Here is a 21,800-nt window from a genome sequence, read left to right as displayed (position 1 = left end):
CCCTCTTAACTGTTGATATCAATTCTTTTTCCCAGATACGGATGATCTACCTTCATCTGATACTCTGTTTGCTTATCTTTCTTCGAAATCGGTTTACCATCGTGCTTGGATTTTTCCTTATTAGCTTTATCATTTTTTAATTGATAGCTTCGTTCTAAATCTGAGATTGTTCTACGTTTTGTTTCTTCTGATTGCAATTGGGCCTGCGAAATAATATCTTGCATAAATTGCCCGCGTTGTTGAATTTGTTCTTGTATTCGGCCTGCATCTTGAGTTCGTGGCAAAGCAACTTGCATCTCAACGGCTTTCCAACTCACAATGAACACATCCTTCCAACTTTAAAGAGAATTTATTTTAATTTCTCCATCATCGATATAAACCTGAGTATACTTGTAAGTCCGATCCGTTGTTATCTGATATTTACCAAATCGAAGATCTACATTTGGATAAATGATCTTTTTGACAATTAATCGTGCTTTGTCTTCATCACCAATCTGTACCTTAAGCGATTCTATTTGTTCTTCAATTTTATCGAGTTTACTTTTTGTAACCTTCATCGTGTTTCTTTGCTTTAAAAGTAAAATCCGTTCTTTTGATGATAAACCATGCTCTGATTTTGATTTTCTCGCAAGATTATCACCTAATCTTTTTAGTTTATCTAATTCATTAATTAGTGTTTTTCTTGCTGCATTATAATAGTTTTCTTGTTGAAACTGTTCTTGATCAACACTAATTGATATTTCAGTTTTCGTATCCATTTTATTACCGACTTCATTTGCTTGGATTGTCTTTCCGGCAGAGCAAACCCCTCCAATGATACTACCCGAATGACAATAGATATGCTCTTTAGCAACACAATTGCTATGCATAATTGAATTTTGGACGATAATATTATTCTCCGCTTCTACCTTAGCCTGATTAATATAACCAATTTTGACATCTCCACCAGCATAAATCCTTCCTTTTTTTAGTCCTGCAATTCCCTCAGTTATTGTGACATTTCCAGATGCCTTAATCAGACTTGCCTCAACTAAACCAAAAATGTGAATGTCTCCTTCAGCCTCAACTCGATAGCCCGCAGGAACATTTCCCCGAATAATAACAGAACCAATAAAATTAATGTTTCCTGTTTTCATTGAAAGGTCTTCATTGATCTCGTATGTATTATGCACATGAATTTGACTACCTGTTACACTTAATTTTCCAGCTACTGTTGAATAAAAAGTATTTTCCTCTTTATTAAAAAGGACATTCTTTCCTGCCTTCATTTTTACTGGTCGTGCCCTTTTAGCTGGTAGTTTTTTACCGAAGATATTATATCCTACCTTGCCATCAATTGGATCTGTAACGATTGCAATTTTTTCATCTATCTCCAATGAGGGAATCCTCTTAATATCACGAAAATCTCTTTTTTCATCTATTTTAAAATAATCATCACGATCACAAACAAAATCAATTGTACCATCAACGCCGTGCCTCGGTTCTTTCCCTTCTGCAATATTCATCGGAAACATTGATGAATCAGATTGACTAATAACTTTTTTTATTGTCTCTTCATTTAACCCATAAGTCACCTTCATACTTTTCAACCAATTAATAAGGTCTTGTTCGGTAAAATCCCCCACACTATATTCATCAAGTATTTGAATGGATGCGATCATTTGATCCTCGGATACAAGCAATGTAAAATAATCATTTAAATCTAACATCAATCATTCTCCTTTTTTTGGTGAAGTCTCATTGAAATCAATAATGATTAATTTTTTTTGAAGCTCATACATAATATTAGTAATCGCTTCCTTCCTTAACGGATTAACTATTCCCTTTTGTTAGGACGATCTCGATGAATCATCGGGCTTTTCTAACCTTTATCTTCTACTTATCCATTCAGCACTTTCTCAGAAGTTCTTTAAAGGATGTCTATAGCCAGTTAAGGTGGGGTAATTCTATTCATTGATATGTGACTTCTAATTTATGATAGTGCTTCTTTCAACTTGAAGATTGCCTGTTTATGAATTTGAGAAATTCGTGATGTCGTTAAAGAAAGGACCTGTCCAATCTCAGTAAATGTTAATTCTTCTTGATAAAATAAACTAATAACCAATTGTTCATTTCTATTTAACTTTTTTATAGACTCTGCTAATTCTGAATAATCTTCTTCCTGTAAGAGTTGTTCTTCTGGCGATAGTTGTTTATTATCAATAATTTTATATCCAATACCTTCTCTATGATCGTCTGAATCATCACCAGATTTTTGTTCAATTGATAATAAGTTAGCGAAAAGGACATCTTTATAGCTTGTTTCTACTTCGTCAGTTGAGATCTTTAAAAAATTGGCAATCTCCTCCGAACTTGGCTTTCTTTGCAGCTGTTGAGTTAATTCATTAGATGCTTGCTCTATCTTTTTGGCCCTCTCTCTTGTTGATCTAGGAAGCCAGTCTTCTTTTCTTAATCCATCCATAATTGCTCCACGAATTCTGAAAGAGGCATAAGTATCAAACTTCAATTCTCGCTCATAGTCAAACTTCTGCAAAGCATCATATAATCCAAATAACCCCAAACTTCTTATTTCGTCACGCTGAATATTACTAGGTAGATGACTAGAAATACGTTGAGTGTGATAATCAACTAGGTATAAATAATGTTCAACGAGTTGATTGGTTATTTCTGCATCTTTCTGTTCTGTCCATTTTTCCCAAAGTTGATCGATTGCCTTCTCTTTAACTACCATCCAATCACCCCGCTTTCATTATTATTTGATAACTAACTCATTTATTTAGCAATAAAATATAGACTATACTACCTTTGTGGCTTGACTGACTGTTCGGATATGAAGCTCAGATGTTTCTGGAGAGAACTCGATTGTTCGCCCACTACTCCCATACACATCTTCGGCAATAATAGGGATACGATATTCTTCAAGAATTCTCTTTACCGCTTCAACATTTCGTTCACCAACTCGGAGCATGTCATTTTTCGAACTAAAAGAAAACATTTGTGCCCCACCAGCAATTTTTGCTTTTAGGGCAAACTTTCTTGCACCATCATTTATTAAGGTTTCAATTAATATTGGAAGAACTGTATCGGCATATTTGTATTGGTTAAAATTCAACTTCTTAGCTGATTTAGAATCTGGTAACATGACATGCGCCATACCGGCAATTCCCATTGCAGTATCGTAGACAACCACACCTACACATGATCCCAATCCTGATGTTCTAATTGTATTTGGTGCTTTGACAAATTTTAAATCGGCAATCCCTACCTTAATTACTTTACATTCTAAGACTTTCACTGATCTGCCACACCTAATTTATTAAAAATTTTTGAGAAAGAATCTGGATCTGGCAACAAAAAGAAGTGTCCTTTGATTTGTTGTTTATTCTCACCATGATAATCAATAATTGTTTCGATTATAATGGCATAATCACTCACTTGAGAAAGTTCCATTAAACCCTCAGCTAATATCGCACCAGCCATATCGATCGTCAAAATGGGGACGGATGGCTGTATTGAAAGTTCAATAAAATCTGATAAGGCCGATAAATAAGAACCGGCTAAGATATTCCCTGCCTCTTGTAAAGCTGAAAATGCCATCTCATCACATGGTGTTTCTAGAACTGAAAAATTAGGTCGATCGGTCATCTGTTTGACAAAATGACTTGCTTCTTCGGGAGTTAAAACAAAAAACATATTGCCTGGTGTATCTCCTTCGATGCGCAAGAATACAGAGACAATAATTGTCTCGGCACCGCCAACTAAATCCATCATCTCATTATAATCAACAATACGTATAGCCGGTATTTTCATATCAATTTTGCAACCTAACAGCATTGATAGTGATGTTGCCGCATTTCCCGACCCAATATTCCCCACTTCTTTTAAGGCATCTAATTGATCATCTGATAATGAATCAATAAATGACATACTCACACCAGCTTCTCTTTATTATCAAAGTGAACTTCTAAAGCACTCTTAGTTAGAATTTCATCGATGTTTAATAAAATAAGTAACCGATCTCCGAATTTAGCCACACCATCGATATAATCAATCTGCACAGTGCCCACCACTTCTGGTGCCGGTTCAATAGAATCGATCGGAATATCAACAACATCATAGGCTGCATCAACAATTAAACCAACATCCATATTCTGATGATGAATAATAATTGTTCGGGTACTATCGGTATATTCTTGTTCTTCGAAACCAAAACGCAATCTTAAATCAATCAAAGGTGTCACAACACCACGTAGATTAAAAACACCTTTGACAAAATCAGGTGTCCCTGGTATCCGCGTGATATGCATCATCCGTTCAATTGCCCCAACTAGCTCAACAGGCATAGCATATTCTTCATCATTTAATTGAAATACAATAGACTTAACACTTTCTCTTGTAGTCTCAACCATTGAGATGACCTCCCCTACTATTTAATTAATGCATTCGTATCAACAATCAAGGCAACTTGTCCATCACCCAGTATTGTAGCTCCTGAAATGGCGAAAATATCCGTTAAATAATTTCCAAGTGATTTTAGTACAACTTCTTGTTGCCCAATAAATGAATCAACGATCAAGCCGGTCATTTTATCACCTTGTCGAATAATAACAACCGAATAATAATCTCCCGTTTCTCCTTCACCAGGAACGTCAAATACTTTCTGCAATGAAACAAGTGGGACAACCTTTCCTCTAAAATCTATCACTTGTTTATTATGAGCTGACATAACCTCGTCTTTATGTACAATGGCAGTTTCAATAATTGAGGATAGTGGAATCCCATATTTTTCATCCTGTACTTCTGTTAACATTACCGAAATAATAGATAAAGTTAAAGGTAGTTTAATTAAGAATGTTGAACCATTTCCAAAGTCAGAATCAATTGAAATTGATCCACCTAGTGATTCAATCGTATTCTTAACTACATCCAGACCGACACCTCGCCCAGAAATATCAGATATCTGATCAGCTGTTGAAAAACCACTTTCCATAATTAAATGGTAGACTTGCTGGTCTGTGAAATGAGCGGCTTGTTCTTTTGTTGCTAAACCATTAGCTATTGCTTTAGCTAAGACTTTATCGCGGTTAATTCCAGCACCATCATCTGATATTTCAATAAACACATGGTTCCCACTATGATAAGCACTTAATTTTAATATCCCTTTTTCAGATTTACCATTTGCCTTACGCACCTCTGGCGTCTCAATTCCATGATCTAATGCATTACGAATAAGATGAACAAGAGGATCTCCTATTTCGTCAATTACGGTACGATCAAGTTCAGTTTCAGCTCCAATTATTTGTAGCTCAACATCTTTATTTAAATCTCTTGTTAGCTGACGGACCATTCTTGGGAAACGATTGAATACTTGATCAATTGGAACCATTCGCATATTTAAAATAATATTTTGTAAATCACCTGAAATTCGTGTTATTCGTTCAACTGTTTCTTGAAGCTCACTATTTCGTAAGGTATTTGCAATTTGTTCAAGTCTTCCTCTATCTGTCACTAATTCTTCAAATAAATTCATCAGTGTATCCAGTCGATCAATATTAACCCGGATCGTTTTACTTGTTAGGTGCTGATGTGATTTTGCCTTTTCCTTTTTAACTGCACCTTCTTCAGCCTCATCTGTTTGGGATTCAATGCCACCATTATTTTGACTGATTTCTAGTTCACTCACTGTTACTTTTTCAATTTCTGAGACTTTCATAATTTTTTGCTCGACAGCATCAGCCATATCTTTTGTGACAAGAATAACTGTAAATTTATATCCGAAATTCTCATTCTCCAATTCAGTTACGGATGGTGTTGATTTAATGACTTCACCAATTTGTTCAAAAATTTCAAAAACCATATAAACGCGGGCCGCCTTTAAGAGACAGCTTTCTTGTAATTGCACAGTGACTTGATAATTATTGAAGCCTCTTTCTTTAGATTGTTGTAGAACAGTTAATTCAAATTGATCTAATCCTTCTTGAATATTGCTAACTTCACTAACAGATGCTTTTGTCTCACTTGATGAATTCGAGACATTCAGCTCTCCATTTTCAATAGCATCTAGTTTCCTAACTAGATTGGTAACATCCTTTTTTCCTTCACCACCATCAATAATATCAAATACCATTGATTCTAAAGCATCAACAGCATTAAAAATAACATCAATCGTATCAACATTTAGTGTCAATTTTCTATTTCGCACGGCATCAAGAACATTCTCCATATTATGTGTTAAATTAGCTAAGTCCTGATACCCCATAGTTGCGGACATCCCTTTTAAGGTATGAGCAGATCTAAATATTTCATTGATGATTTCGATGTTCTCGGGGCTTTTCTCTAATTCTAATAAATGGTCATTTAAAGATTGGATATGTTCTTTACTTTCCTCAATAAAAACATCAAGGTATTCATTTACTTCCATCCTATTCACCTCTTATTTTCAATTGATTTACAATCGTATCTGCAATATCTGGTAGTTCAACGACAAAGTCAACTAGATTTGTTCTCTCCGCTACCTTTGGCATACCGTAGACAACGCATGTTTTCTCCGCCTCAGATAATATGATTGTATTTTTCTTTCTTCTTTTCATTTCAATTAAACCGTTTACCCCATCTGCACCCATTCCAGTCATGATGACAGCTAATAATTGATGTTTTGGTAAGGCAGCTAAAGATTCAAATAATACATCAACAGAGGGTTGATGACCATTTCTACTCTCTTCTTTTGTTACTTTCGCTCGTAATCCACTTGGTGTATCAATCACTCTAAATTGATAGCCACCTGGTGCGATATAAGCTTTTCCATTTTCTAACCTCTCACCATCTTTTACTTCACAAACATTTACATGTGACAGTTGATCCAAGCGTTTGGCTAAAGATTCAGTAAAACCAGCAGGCATATGTTGAACAATGGCAATAGGGGCTGGTATATTCTCAGGTAATCTTGTGATGACTTGTTGTAATGCACGTGGACCACCAGTTGACGTTCCAATACCTATGATACATTTTTTATCATTCTTTAGTCCTGATTCTATTTTATCATAAAACTGCTTGTTATGTTCAAAATTTTTTGCGGAATCTCTAAATATATCAATTTTTGCTTTAGTTGCCTGTAAGACCTTACTTATAATCTCGGTTTCCTTTTCCTTAATGTTTAGTGATATAGAGCCTGAAGGTTTGGCAATAAAATCAACAGCTCCTAGTTCCATTGACTCAAATGTTTTATCTGCACCATCTTTTGTCAAGCTAGAAAGCATGATCACTGGGCGGGGCTTTTCTCTCATGATCTTCGCTAGAAGTGTTAATCCGTCCATTTCTGGCATTTCTATATCTAGTGTGATAACATCAGGATCTAAATCATCTATTTTTTTAAGCGCATCAATACCATTTCTAGCCGTCCCAACAACTATAATTTGAAAATGCGATTCTAAAATACTCGAAATCATCTTCCTCATAAATGCAGAATCATCGACCACTAGTACTTTTATTTTCTCCACATTCATCTACCTTTCTACGAAAAAGTGAATCTTCACTCAGTAGGATATTTTCCCCCTACCACTGACTAGGACTGGAACCAAGACTCAGAACAAGAAAAATAGTTACGCTTATGATATAAACATTTCCTGGCATAGCTTATACGGTTACTCGTCCTTACTAAGATATTTATTAAATGAGCTATTCAAGTTTCTACCGAATGTAGATTTCTACCTGTCATACCCAGTTCCTTTATTCTTCTTGTGGAAAGGATTGAGAATCAGTTAAACTGCGATAATCTTTTCAATTTACTAATAAATGATGATGGTGCCTTTTTATCAATGTTAATTGTATTTGTTAAGTATTGATTAACCAGTTGAGCAATCGTTCTAGAAGCTAGGGCTTGTGGATCATATAAGGTAAATGGTACTTGAGCAATCACAGCCTTTGCTACTTTTTTATCATATGGTAAAACACCCAATGCAGTAATTGATTTCGCTAAAAAATGTTCCGATACTTTTTGCAATTTCTGAATGACCCGCTTCCCCTCTTCGATTGAACTCGCCCGATTGATTAACAAATAAAAGGGGAGATTGGGATTCTTTTGATGAATATGTTTGATCATGGCGTACGCATCCATCATTGCCGTTGGTTCTGGTGTTGTCACAACAATACATTCGTCGGTTGCAAGTATAAACGAAAGACTGTCATCACTTGCTCCGGCCCCCATATCAAAAAATATATAATCGAAATCACTTGTAATCGTGCTAAATTCGTCTAGAAAATAATTAAGCATTGCTTCATTCATGGTAAAAATTTTAGAAAGCCCCGATCCGGCAGCTATGTATGAGATAGAATTAGGCCCTTCTTCAATGATATCCTGAATGGATAGGCTATTCTCGTACATTTGCACAATGGAATATTTAGCTTGTAGACCTAATAATATATCAATGTTTCCCATTCCTATATCTAAATCAATGATTAGAACTGATTTCTTCTGTTCACTTAGTTTTAAAGCAAAATTAAGTGTGAAATTTGATTTTCCTACACCACCTTTGCCACTAACTACAGAAATTGTTTTAGCATGTTTTTTGCTATTATTAATTTGCTCCATTTTCCGTCGCAGACTAGATGCTTGGTCATTAATCATGATCATCATCTAATTTCATTAATAAATTAGCCAATAGAGTCGGGGTTGCTTTATTAATGTCATCAGGGACATTTTGGCCATTTGTTAGATAAGCGATGCCTATTTGACGTTCATAGACAAGATTTAAAATGGCTCCATAAGAACTTGTTTCATCAGTCTTAGTGAAAATTAGCCTTTTAATTGGAATGTTTTTAAACTGATTAAATAAAGTCGTTAAATCGCGTGCTTTCGTCGTTAAAGATAGTACCAAATATGTTTCAATATCATGTTCAAGGTCTACAACTTTCCCTAACTCTGCAATATATTTAGGATCACGGAAATTACGACCAGCAGTATCAACAAAAACAAGATCATATTCTTGAAATTTCAATCTCGCTTTTTGATAATCTTCCATTGTGTATGCAATTTCTAAAGGAATATCTAAAATATTTGAATATGTTTTTAATTGCTCAATTGCAGCAATTCGATAAGTATCTGTTGTGATTAAGGCAACTTTCTTCCCATCTTTAATCATGCTATTTGCTGCTAGTTTAGCAATAGTCGTTGTCTTCCCCACACCTGTCGGACCAACAAGATGAATAAATTTTTTCTGATAATCAAACGCTCCACAATTAAATTGAGTAAATAACTCTACCAAATATTGCTTTACCACTTGTTTCGCCTCTTGAAAGGTAAGGTCTGTTTGCTTTACTTGTTGAAGAACATTAGCTATCACCTGATCAGCTAAATGATTTTCAACTTCATGATGAATAAGTAGCTCTTTTACAGATTGAAAGGCAACTGGAAAACTTTTTTCTGAATGATCTGTCGTTTTTTCCATCCACTTTCGTAATGATCTTAGCTCTTCAAGTACGATTTGCTGTTGTTTGTCTATTCCTAACTCAGGAAACTTATTTTTATATTGTATGTTTGTTTGTTGTTTTTCAATTGAAGACGGCTTAATCGTACGAGGTTCATATGCCGCAACAACTTCAATATTTCGTTTTTTAAATAAACCTAAAAAGCCTCCTGTATAAATCACCTTTGAACTTAGAATAACTGCATCTTCACCAAATTCATTCCTCACTTTTTCAAGTGCTTCTGGCATACTAGGTGCAATGTATTTTCTTACCTTCATCCAGCTTTCACCACCCCAATACTTTGAACATCAAGATCTGGCTCTAATTCATTATAGGATAATACGACCACCTCTGGTAAAAAGCGATCTAAAAGTTGTTTCAGATACATTCTAATCGTTGGTGAACATAAAATAATTGGTGTCTCTTCTTGCAATGAAACCTTTTCTACTTTTTCAGTTACTGAACTGATAATTTTCTGCTGACTTTCTGGATCTATCGCTAGGTAATTGCCATGTTCAGTCTGCTGAACATGATCTGCTATCATTTGTTCAACTTCACCTGATACAGTAATCACACGTAATGATCTTGAATCAGTAATGTATTGCTTAGTAATTTGTGATGCCAAGGATTGTCTAGCATATTCTCCTAATAGCTCTGGATCATTTGTCATTTTCCCGAAATCAGCCAATGATTCAAAGATAACAGGAAGGTTACGAATAGACACTTGCTCACGGAGTAGTTTGGATAAGACTTTTTGGATCTCTCCTATACTCAATGGCTCTGGTGTAACTTCTTCAACTAAAATAGGATATGATTCTTTTAAGTGATCAATTAATTGTTTCGTTTCCTGTCGACCTAATAATAAGTGAGAATGTTTCTTTATAACCTCTGTTATATGGGTAGAGACAACTGACGGTGGATCAACAACTGTATATCCGGACAATTCTGCTTCATCCTTCACATCTTCACTGATCCATTTAGCAGGCAAACCAAAAGCTGGTTCGGTCGTTTCAATCCCTTCAAAATCATCTCCTTCTATACCTGGTGTCATGGCTAGGTAATGATCAAGCATTAATTCACCACTTGCCACTTCGTTACCCTTTATTTTCAATTGATAGGCATTTGGCGGTAATTGAATATTATCCCGAATTCGAACAACAGGAATAACAATCCCTAATTCGATAGCCAACTGTCTACGAATCATTACAATCCGATCCATTAGATCGCCACCTTGACTCGCATCAACAAGTGGAATTAATGAATAACCAAATTCAAATTCAATGGGATCCATACTAATCAGATCAACAACATGTTCTTGTGATTCCATCTGTCTGGTTGCTTCTTCATCTTCAACCGTTGCTTGATCAATCGCTATTTCTTCCTTAGGACGATCAAGTAGGTAAGCACCTGTGAATAAAATAGCTGAAATTCCAGTCGTTAACCAAAAGTTAATTGGTGTTAAACCTAACAAGAATATCGTCCCGCCAGCTATGTATAATAATTTAGGAAACTGTAGTAATTGTGTGGTAACATCACTACTTAAATTATCTTCTGAAGCTGCTCGAGTGACAATAATACCAGTTGCAGTAGAGATTAATAAGGCCGGTATTTGAGTTACCAGACCATCACCAACAGTCAAGTTCATATAGGTTGAAATTGCCTCATTAAAGTCCATCCCCATTTGAAGCATGCCTATAATAATTCCAAAAACAATATTAATAATAACGATTATGATACTAGCAATCGCATCTCCCTTAATAAACTTACTGGCCCCATCCATAGCACCATAAAAGTCGGCTTCTCTTTCAATTTTACTTCTCCGCTCTTTTGCTTGTTGTTCATTAATTAATCCAGCATTTAAATCGGCATCAATACTCATTTGTTTACCTGGCATAGCATCCAAAGTAAATCGGGCACCAACCTCAGATACCCGTTCGCTCCCTTTAGTAATGACTAAAAATTGAACAATGACTAATATGATAAAGACAACGAACCCTACTAACGGATTACTCCCAATAACAAATGTCCCGAATGTATCGATAACATTACCTGCATCTGCTTCAGCTAAAATCGAGCGTGTTGTTGATACATTTAATCCTAAGCGTAGTAAGGTTATAACTAACAATAATGATGGCAAAACTGAAAACTGTAGGGGTTCAGTTGCATTCATTGCAACTAATATAACAATCAATGATATGGAAATATTCATTAAAATAAGAATACTTAATAACCATCCTGGTAATGGCACAATTAGCATAACAATAATAACAATCACAAATAATAAGACTGAAATATCTTTTACTTTCATTTTTTTCTCTCCTTACAAGCTGTACTATGCCCTTTGATCAACCTGATAAACATAAGCTAAAACCTCTGCTACAGCTTGATAAAACGATTCATCTATAACTTGTCCAATTTCAATATTAGCATATAATGCTCTTGCTAAAGGGCGATTTTCAACTATACTGACTTTGTTTTTTTGAGCAATTTCGCGGATTTTAAAAGCGACATAATCTGCACCTTTAGCAACAACATAGGGAGCATCAGCCTCTGATTCATCATATTTTATTGCAACAGCATAGTGCGTTGGGTTGGTTATGACGACATCTGCATGGGGTATTTCACTCATCATCCGTCGCATCGCCATCTGGCGTTGGTTTTCCTTCATTTTTGATTTAATTAAAGGATTACCTTCAATATTTTTGTACTCTTCTTTAATATCATGCTTTGACATTCGAATATTCTTCTCGTAATCAAAACGTTGATAAGCATAATCTAAAACTCCTAATACTAATAAAGCGATCGATGCAGAAAGACCCATTCGTGTAGTTGTTGAACCAAAAAAACTAAGTGCGCCATTTAAATCAGTTTGTGCTTGCATTAAAATTTCATCTTTGCTGTCCCATAATACAGAAAAAGTAACAGCACCAACAACAGTAATTTTTAATAAAGATTTAATTAGTTCAACAATTGCACGGATAGAAAAGATTCGTTTTGCACCCGCGATTGGATTAAGCTTTTCCAACTTTATTTGTAAGGGTTCGGTTGTATATAAGAAGCCAAATTGCATAAGGTTTGATGCAATCCCAACGACAATGGCTACCCCCATAATCGGAGCAATTGTTACACCAATATAAATTAACGTATCGATAAAAATTAAATGAATTTGATCAAGTGTTAAAGGTCGTGTTAAATATTCAGTGAAAACATGTATATAAAGGTTAGTGAATCTCCCCTTCCAATAAGGTCCAATTGCTGTGAAAGTAATAAACATAAAAAAAAGTAGCATTGCTGTATTGATATCTTGACTTTTAGCCACTTGTCCCTTTTTACGGGTATCTTCACGTTTTTTTGGTGTAGCCTTCTCAGTTTTTTCACCAGAAAAAAACTGGATGTCTAGCCTTAACCACTCCATATTTACACTCCCCCTAGAATACGCATAAAGGTATCCATAACATCCAATGTATAGCCAAACAACCGTCTAACTAAACTAATATAAAACACTATAAATATACTAATTGAAAAAAAGGAAACTGTTATTTTTAAAGGGATTCCTACAACAAACACATTAAGTTGTGGAACTGTTCTAGCGATAATCCCTAAGGCAACATCAACTAAAAATAGACTACCGACAATTGGAATAGCCATTTGAAAAGCAATTAGGAAAATTTGATTAAACATTGTGACAACAGCTATTATATAATTAGGGTTCGAAAAATCGATAAACTGATCAAGTTTAATAAGTTCAAAGCTGTAAAATGCACCGTTAATAAGTAAATGGTGTCCATCGATAGCTAATAAAAACATTAAGGCGAAAGTATAAAAGTATTGGCCGATAATTGGACCTTGGGCACCAGTCTGTGGATCCATCACGTTTGCAATTGCAAATCCCATTTGAAAATCAATAAAGCCACCAGCAATTTGAACAGCAGTTAAAATTAAAGTTGCTACTAAGCCAATGATTAAACCAACAAGTACCTCTTTAAGAATTAAGACAATAAACATGAGATCTATCTCTAAAACTGGAAGATCCATGGTAATCACTATTATCCAACTCATAAATAAAGCAAATCCAATTTTAAACGGATTTGGTATATTTCGATACGAAAAAATCGGAACTGTTGCAACAAATGCAAGAAGCCGAATGAAGATGAGCAAAAATGCAGGTAAATAATTCAAATCAACTAAAGTTAACATATTCTAACCAACATACTGATTTAAATTTTGCAATATATTTGCTGCAAATTGAGTAAGTTGTGTTAGCATCCATGGACCAAAGAAAACAATTCCTATTAATACAGCGACAATTTTCGGAATGAATGCTAATGTTTGTTCTTGAATTTGTGTTGTTGCCTGAAAAATACTGACTAATAGACCTACTGCTAAAGCAAGGATCAATAACGGACCTGCAACCATTAATATTGTAAAAATTCCTTGTTCGGCAAGTGTAATAACTAATTCTGTACTCATTCTTCAAAACCCCTTTTAACTTGCTAATTAAATCCCGATAATAAAGACTCTATTATTAAATGCCATCCATCAACTAATACAAACAACAGTACTTTGAACGGTAAGGAAATCATCACTGGCGGTAACATCATCATTCCCATTGACATCAGAATACTAGCAACAGTCATATCAATGACTAGAAAAGGAATGAATATTAAGAAGCCCATTGTGAAAGCTGTTTTAAGTTCGCTGATTGCAAAGGCAGGAACAAGGGCAGTTAATGGGATATCTTCAATTGTTTCAATAGGCCCCGGATCTGAATAATTTAAAAATAATTGCAAATCATTTTGCCTTGTATGGTCTGCCATGAAATGTTTAATTGGTGCACTTGCACGATTATAAGCCTCTTCTAAACCAATTTCCTCATCCATTAAAGGTGACAAGGCTTCTTGATTAATTTCTTGAAAAGTTGGCGCCATAATGAAAAAGGTAATAAATAAGGCAATTCCAATAAGCACTTGATTTGGTGGCATTTGCTGTGTTGCCAAAGATGTTCTAGTAAATGATAAGACAATAATAATTCTAGTAAAACTAGTTAATAGAATTAATATACTTGGTGCCAAAGAGAAAATGGTTAATAGGATCAATAATTGGACAGCTGTTGAAACTGTACCTGGATCAGTACTAGAAAAAATATCAATAAATTCATTCATAGTTATTCTTCTTCCTTAAATTTGGCTCTAATTTCTTTTCTCTTCTCTTTCATTGTATCGAGTTCTCCTTTAAATAAAGCAGCAAAGTTATCATTCACATCAATTTCAGCTTGTTGATGATTTGGTTTATTTGTTCTCTTTTTAATGTTAAATTGATTAACTAGGGCGTTAATCGGTAAAGATGGTGCTTCACGTTTCTCAAGAACTTGCTGTTTAAAATCCTCATCCGTTATTTCCGTTAAAATAGAAACATTATCGCCAACACCAATAAGATAAACTTGTTCACCAACTTTTATCATCTGAACAGATTTATTCGATCCCAATGACAGGCCACCTAAATTTATTAGCGACTCTCCCTGCTTATTAAATCGACTCGTCTGATTAAATATTTTTAATAAAATATAAATTAAGCCAATAATTAAAGCTAAGACAAGAACAACTTTGACGATTAATCCAAATAAATTGGGAGTTTGATTATTCAGCAACGGGGGTTGATCCTCTCCCCCGTCTTCCTGATCAAGAATCTGATCCTCACTACCTGGCTCTATTGAGTCCGTTTGATCCTGATTAAAAAAGTCAGTAACGGAATCATCCTTAGTTTCAGCTGATAGCACCAGTACATTTATTGTAAAGAAAAACAGTATTATTAAAGATAATAGCTTTTTCATCATATCAATCCAATGCTTTAGTAATAGCCTCAATCACTCGATCAGCCTGAAATGGTTTTACGACAAAATCCTTCGCACCTGCCTGAATGGCATCGATAACCATTGTTTGTTGACCCATCGCTGAGCACATAATTACCGTGGCATTCGGATTAATTTGTTTTATTTCCTTTAATGCTGCAATACCATCCTTTTCAGGCATCGTAATATCCATCGTGACAAGGTCTGGTTTTAATTCTTCATATTTATCAACAGCTTGCTGACCATCTTGCGCTTCTCCAACTACTTCAAAGCCATTTTTTAATAAAATATCCTTAATCATCATCCGCATAAATGCGGCATCATCAACAATTAATACCGTATGTGCCATCAATCTTCCTCCTAGACATTTTATTTAAGGTTTTTTAAGCGATCAGATTGGCTAATAATATCTGTCACTCGAACCCCAAAATTCTCATCAATAACGACAACTTCACCTTGAGCAATTAATTTATTATTTACATGAATGTCTACAGGCTCACCTGCTAATTTATCAAGTTCGATAATTGAACCAGATGATAATTCTAATATATCTTTAACTGCTCTTCTCGTACGACCTAATTCCACAGTTACTTGAAGTGGAATGTCTAATAACATATCTAAATTACGCTGCTCAGCTTCTGGTAAATCTAATGGTTCAAAACTTGAAAATTGAGCATCTTGAACACTTGCATTCGCTTGTGTTGGCTCACCAATATGACGTGGGCCTCCCCGGTTTTCTTGTACTGTTTGACTATAAGTTCTTGTATGCTGATTCATCTGTACAGCCTCATTTTTTAATTTTTCTTCTTGTATAATCTCTGATTTTGGTTCTGAAATTGGTGCATTAAGTAATCCATCTACCATTTCTTTTGCGAAAGAAGGAGGTAAAAGTTGCATGATATTCGAATCAACCAATTCCCCAATTTTCAATTGAAATGACACTTTAATTAAAATATCATCATTCGGAATATATTTTTCACTAGATTTTTCAGTTACATCTAACATTACAGTCGAAGGCGGCGATATATCTACACGCTTTGAAAAGATCGTTGACATACTTGTTGCAGCGGTACCCATCATTTGATTCATTGCCTCTTGAATCGCACTCATATAGATATCATTCAAACTCGTTTCTTCTGTCTTGCCATCCCCGCCGAGCATTAAGTCTGCAATAACCAGTGCGTCATCTGTTTTCAAGACAAATAGATTGTCACCTTGAAAACCGTCTGTATACTTCACTTCTACTCCAACATGAGGTTTGGGAAACTCTTTATCTAATTCATTTCGGCTAACAAATGAAACTGTTGGTGTTGTGATATCAACTTTTTGGTTTAAAAGTGTAGCTAATGTTGTTGCTGAACTACCAAATGAAATATTACCAATTTCACCTAAGGTATCTTGTTCTAATTCTGATAAGACTTGGGAGACTTCTGAAGGATCCTCATTAATATCCTCTACTTCTTCATCCTCAACAGTATTTAATAGTGCATTAATTTCATCTTGTGAAAGCATACCATCATTCATGATCTGGTGCCCCCTTCTTAATTTCTTCTAATATTTGAACGGCAACCTTGTTTTTGTTATGACCTGGTTGTACAGTGTACAGACGCTCATCATCAGATTGCAATGCCAACGGTTCATGGATGGATTGATCTAAATGAAGGATATCTCCTTTTTGAATCTGTAGAAAATCACTGACTGTTATCTTTGTTTGTCCAAGTAAAACTTTTAAATCAAGGAAGGTTGATTGAATATTTTCAGTTAAATTTTCATATTCTTCTGGCTTACGTTCTTTTTGTGTTTCAGTTTGCATCCAGTAGTGAACAGATAGTCTTGGCATAATCGGTTCCAATACAACATGTGGAATACAAATATTAATCATACCTGTAGTTTCGCCTATTGTTGTATTTAAGGAGACAACAACCACTGTTTCATTTGGCGATACAAGCTGTAAAAATTGAGGATTAACTTCAAACTCTTCTAATACCGGGTCAATATTGGCTACTGAAGACCAAGCCTCTTGTAAATTATCCAACGACTTTTCAAATAAATTCGTCATAATCGTCGATTCAATTTCAGTTAAATTATCAATTTTGTTTAAACTACTCCCTCTTCCGCCTAATATACGATCGAGCATCGCATAAGCGATATTTGGGTTAATTTCAAAGATTATTCTCCCATCTAACGGTGCCATACTAAAAATATTAAGTACCGTCATTGTTGGAATCGAACGAATAAACTCTTCATACGGGATTTGGTCAACAGAAGCAACAGAAATATGTACATAGGTACGCAACTGTGCAGAAAAATATGTTGTTAAAAGTCTCGCATAATTTTCATTAATTCTTGAAATACTTCGAATCTGATCTTTTGAAAAACGAAGTGCCCTTTTAAAATCATAAACTCGAACTTTTCGATCTTGTTCTTCCTGTTTCAATTGATTAGCATCCATTTCTCCTGAAGATAGCGCTGATAATAGCGCATCTATTTCATTTTGAGATAGAATCTCATCTGCCATCGCTCTCACCTCCTACAAAGGAGCTATACTACTGTACAATTTTACCCACAATGAAAATGTCGGTAATTTCCCCTTCTTCCATTAAATTGTTCATTTCTGTTTTTAAAGTATCTTCAAACTCGTCTAAATCCGCTTGGAGTTGTTCAGATGTCATATCAATCGTCTCTTTAATTAAGAGATTTTTAAATTGAAATTCTCTTAATTCTACTTCATCACGCGCATCACTATTATTTGTTAATATATTAAACTGTAATTGCACATATCGATCATCTTCCAAGTCTAAGTTAATTTCCTCCGTTGTATAAGCATATTCAACTTGTTCATTTATTGTTAGTTCACGATTTGGATCATCATTATTCGTTAAGAGATAGACGATACCACCTATACCAGAGATTGCAATAATCGCTAAAATAGTTAAAATAATTTTAAACGATTTGTTCGTCATCTTTTTCACCTACTTTTAATTGAAAACCTACCAAACCAATTTTCTCAAAAAATTGAGTAGATAGTGCTCTCACTTCTAATTCAGATTCTTTCACAACTAGTTTCTTGCCGTTAAATAGAGTAATTGTCGTGTCTGGGAATGACTGGATACGTTCTATATAGACAGCATTTAATGTAAATGTTTCGCCGTTAAAGTTCGTCAATTGAATCATTTTTATCTTAGGAGCAAGTCAATTAACCTGCTCCCTCCTCCTATCTATCGCTTAAGGTTAACTAATTCTTGTAAGATTTCATCAGATATAGTAATAATTCTTGTGTTAGCCTGGAAACCACGTTGAGCAACAATCATATCAGTGAATTCTTCTGCTAAATCAACGTTAGACATCTCAAGTGCACCAGAGACGATTCCTGCAGTCCCTTGTTCTTCCGGTGCAATCAGCTCAGGAATTCCATCAACACCAATCATTCCATCATTAACTGTAGAGCGATACATATTGGACCCAACTTGCTCCAAACCACCAGGGTTGGCAAACTTAGCCAACATAATTTGACCGGCAACTTGCGTTTCATTATTCTCATCAACATAATTAACGACTCCATTACCTTGGATACTAAAGCTACCCGCATCTTCGGGGATCTGGATTCTAATTTTTTCACCACTCTCAGGATCAATACCAACAAGGTATTCTCCATTAGCGTTGACAATATAATTATTATCATCTAAATACATGTTACCAGCCCGTGAATACAATAAATTGACGTCTTCTAGCTCATAGCTCTCAGCATCAGCATCAACACCGGACGCAAAAATAAACATCCCATCCCCTTCTAGAGCAAGGTCTAATGTCCGGTTAGTTGTTTGTCGGTTACCTTGTGTGTGGATCACATCAATTGCACCAATTTGAGAACCCAGACCAACTTGCTGTGCATTAATCCCACCACGAATATCAGTTGGAGCTGAAGCACCAGCAACGGTTTGGCTCATCATATCTTGAAAAGCAACCCGAGATTTTTTATAACCTGATGTATTGACGTTAGCGATATTATTACCAACTACATCTAATTGTGTTTGAAAACCTTTCATTCCAGAAATACCAGAATACATTGATCTTAACATTGATTTATTCCTCCTATTATATGAAGTTCTAAAAAGTTTGGTAAAAGGACCGAGAAGTTCAAAACAGTGTAACCTCGTGAGGTGGAGCGTGTATGATTACATCCATGACTCTCCCTCAAAAAACAAGACCAGGCAATCATTCGATCAGTCCTTCTGTTTAACTTTTCAACCTCCATGATTAGACTACTGTATCATTCAATCAACAGTGTCAATGGCCTCCTGTTAAGGTCCAGCCTTAATCTAATAAAATGGTTCCATTAATATTAGTGAAAATCCGACTTTCTGCCTCATCACGATCCAACGCCGTTACAACCGTATGGTTTTTTGCACTGACTAATAGCGTTGCTTCATTTGTTATCACTAATGAATTTGTAATCCCCTTTTTCTTTGCTTCCTTTACCTGATCAGCTATTTCATTCCATTTATCACTAGAAATATTGATATTCCGCTCATTAAGTCGATCTTGTGCATGCTTACTTATCTTTAATTGTGTTTGTGTTTGACCTAAAACAGTTTGAAACGATGAAGCTTGTGAATTTGTTTTAACTATTTTTGGCTGTTTATTTTGAAGTAAAGCATGACTTGGTACTTGTTGAATGCGATGGTCCATTTAATCTCCTCCTCTAATCATTTGAAGGTTGATTAATTCTTAATATTTCATCTGTGTATATTTTCACGCCATTTTCTAATTCAATAACTGCATAACCATTGCTTTCACTAATTGCGACAACTTCACTTGTTTCAATTTCCTTCGGTTCTTTAACTTGGCCAGTTTCCTCATCAATTGCATAATAATTAACTTCTGCACCAATTAAATGACTGTATTGAATAACTGGTGACATCAACTGATTATTAACAAGTAAACTGATGGACTCATTCATATTGATCATTTGCTCTAATGAAGAAAATGTCGTCATTTGAGAGATGAATTCTCGATCATCCATCGGGTTTAAAGGATCTTGGTTTTGAATTTGGGTCATCAGTATTTTCAAAAATTCATCTTTTCCAAGTTCAGAACTTGGTGCACTTTTAGTTATATTCTTTAAGTAATAAGATGGATCAATTTTCGTCATATTTTACACCCTTTCCTGGAATAAGACATCTTCAAAACGAATCGAATCTTCATCATGATGGTCTTGTTCGTTTGGTGTCTGTTGCTGTTCTTGTTCATTTAACTCTTGTTCGTCTTGTGGCTGCTCAAATGGTGATTGCTGTTCAACAAAAATCGGTTGACTTTCCTGTTTCTCAATCACTACATTCTGTGGGGCAAACATATGACGTAACTCCTTAATATTTGCTTCTAAAGCTTCCTTGGCCATTTGTGAACTTGCTGTTAACTTAACGAGCATTTCACCATCAATTTCTGTAAGTTCAACCAAGATTGTACCTAATGAGTCAGGAGCCAATTTCAATAGTAATTGCTGACTACCATCTTTACCTTGTAAGAAGGTGCTTTGACTAATTGCTTTTTCAAACTTGCTAATCAGTTCTTCACTCATTTGTTCTGGCGTTTGAACCTGATTAGCTAATTGGATTTGAAGTTGTTCAATGGCTGTATCTGTTCTTTGTTGACTAAAGAGTTGGCCAAAGGTATTCCCTTCCTGTTCGCCTTGTCCCTTTATTTGTTCAATTGCCCCTTCAACCCACTTAATAACATCTTTAGAGGTCACCGTTGTATCCGATTGATAGCTAGTCTTCTGAGCTAGTGCGAATTTATTTTGAAAATTATCATGAACCTTTATTAAAATATCCAGATCCGTTTTACTGCTATCCCCTCCTTCCAATTGGTCAAGGATAGTCGTTAATGTTTGATTAGGTTCTTGCATTTGTTTCAATAAATTTAATAATTGTTTCGCATCCTCTTGTGTAAATGCATCGAAAGTATTGATTAATTGATTAAGGGCATCCACGAGAGAGCCGTTATTGATCTGGCTATCATTTACCATCGATGATAAATTGGTAACTGGATTTAGATTTGGTGTTACGTACTGGAAATGATCTATTCGCTCAGCCTGGATGTCTAATAATTGAATAAGTCCAAATAAAACTTGGATTTCTTGGCTTTCTTGATCGATATCAATCTCCTCAAATTCTTTCAACTTAGCAATCACTTGCCCCTTATCATCAAATTCAAGGTCAAATTCATCTGCAAACCAGCCGACTAAAAAATTCAATTCTTCATCGGACAAATCTTCTAGCCATCCCGCTAACTTATCTTCCTCAGATTGGATCATTTCTGGATCATCAATTTTCCTTTCAGTGATATGATCAATCACATCTTCAAAAGAAGTTTGATGACTCGAACTAACTATGGAACGTGTTGATTGACCTAGTTTCGATTGACTAGTAAAAAGTAGCGCATCGATATTCATCCTTTCACCTCCCTTCAAAAAACTTTTAGCCTATGATGA

Annotated in this window: 25 protein-coding genes; all 25 read right to left on the bottom strand. The window is 35.1% G+C overall.

Features of this window, described 5'->3' with window-relative positions; genetic code table 11:
• Window positions 1–5: 5 nt before the first annotated feature.
• Window positions 6–317, bottom strand: coding sequence for a hypothetical protein (locus KQI76_RS07385; protein ID WP_216399685.1), 312 nt, complete (start codon window positions 315–317; stop codon window positions 6–8).
• A gap of 21 nt (window positions 318–338) precedes the next feature.
• Window positions 339–1,709 carry a flagellar assembly protein A gene (locus KQI76_RS07380; RefSeq protein ID WP_216399684.1) on the bottom strand — a complete coding sequence of 457 codons (1,371 nt, stop codon included), beginning with the start codon at window positions 1,707–1,709 and terminating at the stop codon, window positions 339–341.
• 263 nt (window positions 1,710–1,972) lie between these two features.
• The gene (locus tag KQI76_RS07375) at window positions 1,973–2,731 is read right to left on the bottom strand and encodes a FliA/WhiG family RNA polymerase sigma factor (protein ID WP_216399683.1); all 759 of its coding nucleotides are present in this window, start codon (window positions 2,729–2,731) and stop codon (window positions 1,973–1,975) included.
• Between the two features lie 63 nt (window positions 2,732–2,794).
• Entirely contained in the window at window positions 2,795–3,295 is a 501-nt protein-coding gene (locus KQI76_RS07370) for a chemotaxis protein CheD (RefSeq protein ID WP_216399682.1), read from the bottom strand.
• Entirely contained in the window at window positions 3,292–3,927 is a 636-nt protein-coding gene (locus tag KQI76_RS07365) for a chemotaxis protein CheC (protein ID WP_216399697.1), read from the bottom strand. The genes KQI76_RS07370 and KQI76_RS07365 overlap by 4 nt, the downstream gene beginning before the upstream one ends.
• A 2-nt stretch (window positions 3,928–3,929) precedes the next feature.
• On the bottom strand, window positions 3,930–4,409 hold the full coding sequence (locus KQI76_RS07360; protein WP_216399681.1) for a chemotaxis protein CheW: 480 nt from the start codon (window positions 4,407–4,409) through the stop codon (window positions 3,930–3,932).
• Between the two features lie 17 nt (window positions 4,410–4,426).
• Window positions 4,427–6,421, bottom strand: a complete 1,995-nt coding sequence (locus KQI76_RS07355) for a chemotaxis protein CheA (protein WP_216399680.1) — start codon at window positions 6,419–6,421, stop codon at window positions 4,427–4,429.
• A 1-nt stretch (window position 6,422) separates the two neighbouring features.
• A complete protein-coding gene (locus tag KQI76_RS07350; RefSeq protein WP_216399679.1) occupies window positions 6,423–7,496 on the bottom strand; it encodes a protein-glutamate methylesterase/protein-glutamine glutaminase in 1,074 nt (357 codons plus the stop codon).
• A gap of 257 nt (window positions 7,497–7,753) precedes the next feature.
• The gene (locus KQI76_RS07345; RefSeq protein ID WP_253288857.1) at window positions 7,754–8,629 is read right to left on the bottom strand and encodes a MinD/ParA family protein; all 876 of its coding nucleotides are present in this window, start codon (window positions 8,627–8,629) and stop codon (window positions 7,754–7,756) included.
• Window positions 8,616–9,740: a flagellar biosynthesis GTPase FlhF gene (gene flhF / locus KQI76_RS07340; RefSeq protein ID WP_216399678.1), complete on the bottom strand. Its 1,125-nt coding sequence runs from the start codon at window positions 9,738–9,740 to the stop codon at window positions 8,616–8,618. Before flhF ends, KQI76_RS07345 begins: the two co-directional genes overlap by 14 nt.
• On the bottom strand, window positions 9,737–11,770 hold the full coding sequence (gene flhA, locus KQI76_RS07335) for a flagellar biosynthesis protein FlhA (protein WP_216399677.1): 2,034 nt from the start codon (window positions 11,768–11,770) through the stop codon (window positions 9,737–9,739). Before flhA ends, flhF begins: the two co-directional genes overlap by 4 nt.
• A 24-nt stretch (window positions 11,771–11,794) precedes the next feature.
• On the bottom strand, window positions 11,795–12,877 hold the full coding sequence (gene flhB / locus KQI76_RS07330) for a flagellar biosynthesis protein FlhB (RefSeq protein ID WP_216399676.1): 1,083 nt from the start codon (window positions 12,875–12,877) through the stop codon (window positions 11,795–11,797).
• Between the two features lie 2 nt (window positions 12,878–12,879).
• Complete coding sequence (gene fliR / locus KQI76_RS07325) at window positions 12,880–13,659, bottom strand: flagellar biosynthetic protein FliR (protein ID WP_216399675.1); 780 nt, start codon at window positions 13,657–13,659, stop codon at window positions 12,880–12,882.
• A gap of 3 nt (window positions 13,660–13,662) precedes the next feature.
• On the bottom strand, window positions 13,663–13,932 hold the full coding sequence (gene fliQ / locus KQI76_RS07320; RefSeq protein ID WP_216399674.1) for a flagellar biosynthesis protein FliQ: 270 nt from the start codon (window positions 13,930–13,932) through the stop codon (window positions 13,663–13,665).
• A gap of 23 nt (window positions 13,933–13,955) precedes the next feature.
• Entirely contained in the window at window positions 13,956–14,624 is a 669-nt protein-coding gene (gene fliP, locus KQI76_RS07315; RefSeq protein WP_216399673.1) for a flagellar type III secretion system pore protein FliP, read from the bottom strand.
• Between the two features lie 2 nt (window positions 14,625–14,626).
• Window positions 14,627–15,292 carry a flagellar biosynthetic protein FliO gene (locus KQI76_RS07310; protein ID WP_216399672.1) on the bottom strand — a complete coding sequence of 222 codons (666 nt, stop codon included), beginning with the start codon at window positions 15,290–15,292 and terminating at the stop codon, window positions 14,627–14,629.
• A gap of 4 nt (window positions 15,293–15,296) precedes the next feature.
• Window positions 15,297–15,659 (bottom strand): response regulator, encoded by a 363-nt coding sequence (locus tag KQI76_RS07305; protein ID WP_216399671.1) that lies wholly within the window; start codon window positions 15,657–15,659, stop codon window positions 15,297–15,299.
• A 20-nt stretch (window positions 15,660–15,679) separates the two neighbouring features.
• Window positions 15,680–16,837 (bottom strand): flagellar motor switch phosphatase FliY, encoded by a 1,158-nt coding sequence (gene fliY / locus KQI76_RS07300; RefSeq protein ID WP_216399695.1) that lies wholly within the window; start codon window positions 16,835–16,837, stop codon window positions 15,680–15,682.
• Window positions 16,827–17,828, bottom strand: a complete 1,002-nt coding sequence (gene fliM, locus KQI76_RS07295; protein WP_216399670.1) for a flagellar motor switch protein FliM — start codon at window positions 17,826–17,828, stop codon at window positions 16,827–16,829. Before fliM ends, fliY begins: the two co-directional genes overlap by 11 nt.
• Window positions 17,829–17,856: 28 nt before the next feature.
• On the bottom strand, window positions 17,857–18,273 hold the full coding sequence (locus KQI76_RS07290; RefSeq protein ID WP_216399669.1) for a flagellar basal body-associated FliL family protein: 417 nt from the start codon (window positions 18,271–18,273) through the stop codon (window positions 17,857–17,859).
• Window positions 18,254–18,484, bottom strand: a complete 231-nt coding sequence (locus KQI76_RS07285; protein WP_216399668.1) for a flagellar FlbD family protein — start codon at window positions 18,482–18,484, stop codon at window positions 18,254–18,256. Before KQI76_RS07285 ends, KQI76_RS07290 begins: the two co-directional genes overlap by 20 nt.
• Window positions 18,485–18,528: 44 nt before the next feature.
• The gene (gene flgG, locus KQI76_RS07280; protein WP_216399667.1) at window positions 18,529–19,389 is read right to left on the bottom strand and encodes a flagellar basal body rod protein FlgG; all 861 of its coding nucleotides are present in this window, start codon (window positions 19,387–19,389) and stop codon (window positions 18,529–18,531) included.
• A gap of 235 nt (window positions 19,390–19,624) precedes the next feature.
• A complete protein-coding gene (locus KQI76_RS07275) occupies window positions 19,625–19,999 on the bottom strand; it encodes a TIGR02530 family flagellar biosynthesis protein (RefSeq protein ID WP_216399666.1) in 375 nt (124 codons plus the stop codon).
• 13 nt (window positions 20,000–20,012) lie between these two features.
• A complete protein-coding gene (flgD, locus tag KQI76_RS07270) occupies window positions 20,013–20,462 on the bottom strand; it encodes a flagellar hook assembly protein FlgD (protein WP_216399665.1) in 450 nt (149 codons plus the stop codon).
• A gap of 3 nt (window positions 20,463–20,465) precedes the next feature.
• Complete coding sequence (locus KQI76_RS07265) at window positions 20,466–21,761, bottom strand: flagellar hook-length control protein FliK (RefSeq protein WP_216399664.1); 1,296 nt, start codon at window positions 21,759–21,761, stop codon at window positions 20,466–20,468.
• Window positions 21,762–21,800: the final 39 nt, after the last annotated feature.

The organism is Amphibacillus sp. MSJ-3 (assembly GCF_018919165.1).
Lineage (GTDB): Bacteria > Bacillota > Bacilli > Bacillales > Amphibacillaceae > Amphibacillus.
Note: the sequence above shows the minus strand (reverse complement) of the source record. Positions and strands in the feature narration are given on the sequence as shown.

What these genes read in the sequence shown, in the direction of transcription:
- KQI76_RS07380 (WP_216399684.1), bottom strand. Translation starts at nt 1,709, where the DNA reads ATGTTAGATTTAAATGATTATTTTACATTGCTTGTATCCGAGGATCAA.
- KQI76_RS07375 (WP_216399683.1), bottom strand. Translation starts at nt 2,731, where the DNA reads ATGGTAGTTAAAGAGAAGGCAATCGATCAACTTTGGGAAAAATGGACA.
- KQI76_RS07365 (WP_216399697.1), bottom strand. Translation starts at nt 3,927, where the DNA reads ATGTCATTTATTGATTCATTATCAGATGATCAATTAGATGCCTTAAAA.
- KQI76_RS07360 (WP_216399681.1), bottom strand. Translation starts at nt 4,409, where the DNA reads ATGGTTGAGACTACAAGAGAAAGTGTTAAGTCTATTGTATTTCAATTA.
- KQI76_RS07355 (WP_216399680.1), bottom strand. Translation starts at nt 6,421, where the DNA reads ATGGAAGTAAATGAATACCTTGATGTTTTTATTGAGGAAAGTAAAGAA.
- KQI76_RS07345 (WP_253288857.1), bottom strand. Translation starts at nt 8,629, where the DNA reads ATGATCATGATTAATGACCAAGCATCTAGTCTGCGACGGAAAATGGAG.
- flhF (WP_216399678.1), bottom strand. Translation starts at nt 9,740, where the DNA reads ATGAAGGTAAGAAAATACATTGCACCTAGTATGCCAGAAGCACTTGAA.
- flhA (WP_216399677.1), bottom strand. Translation starts at nt 11,770, where the DNA reads ATGAAAGTAAAAGATATTTCAGTCTTATTATTTGTGATTGTTATTATT.
- flhB (WP_216399676.1), bottom strand. Translation starts at nt 12,877, where the DNA reads ATGGAGTGGTTAAGGCTAGACATCCAGTTTTTTTCTGGTGAAAAAACT.
- fliR (WP_216399675.1), bottom strand. Translation starts at nt 13,659, where the DNA reads ATGTTAACTTTAGTTGATTTGAATTATTTACCTGCATTTTTGCTCATC.
- fliQ (WP_216399674.1), bottom strand. Translation starts at nt 13,932, where the DNA reads ATGAGTACAGAATTAGTTATTACACTTGCCGAACAAGGAATTTTTACA.
- fliP (WP_216399673.1), bottom strand. Translation starts at nt 14,624, where the DNA reads ATGAATGAATTTATTGATATTTTTTCTAGTACTGATCCAGGTACAGTT.
- KQI76_RS07310 (WP_216399672.1), bottom strand. Translation starts at nt 15,292, where the DNA reads ATGAAAAAGCTATTATCTTTAATAATACTGTTTTTCTTTACAATAAAT.
- KQI76_RS07305 (WP_216399671.1), bottom strand. Translation starts at nt 15,659, where the DNA reads ATGGCACATACGGTATTAATTGTTGATGATGCCGCATTTATGCGGATG.
- fliM (WP_216399670.1), bottom strand. Translation starts at nt 17,828, where the DNA reads ATGGCAGATGAGATTCTATCTCAAAATGAAATAGATGCGCTATTATCA.
- KQI76_RS07290 (WP_216399669.1), bottom strand. Translation starts at nt 18,273, where the DNA reads ATGACGAACAAATCGTTTAAAATTATTTTAACTATTTTAGCGATTATT.
- KQI76_RS07285 (WP_216399668.1), bottom strand. Translation starts at nt 18,484, where the DNA reads ATGATTCAATTGACGAACTTTAACGGCGAAACATTTACATTAAATGCT.
- flgG (WP_216399667.1), bottom strand. Translation starts at nt 19,389, where the DNA reads ATGTTAAGATCAATGTATTCTGGTATTTCTGGAATGAAAGGTTTTCAA.
- KQI76_RS07275 (WP_216399666.1), bottom strand. Translation starts at nt 19,999, where the DNA reads ATGGACCATCGCATTCAACAAGTACCAAGTCATGCTTTACTTCAAAAT.
- flgD (WP_216399665.1), bottom strand. Translation starts at nt 20,462, where the DNA reads ATGACGAAAATTGATCCATCTTATTACTTAAAGAATATAACTAAAAGT.
- KQI76_RS07265 (WP_216399664.1), bottom strand. Translation starts at nt 21,761, where the DNA reads ATGAATATCGATGCGCTACTTTTTACTAGTCAATCGAAACTAGGTCAA.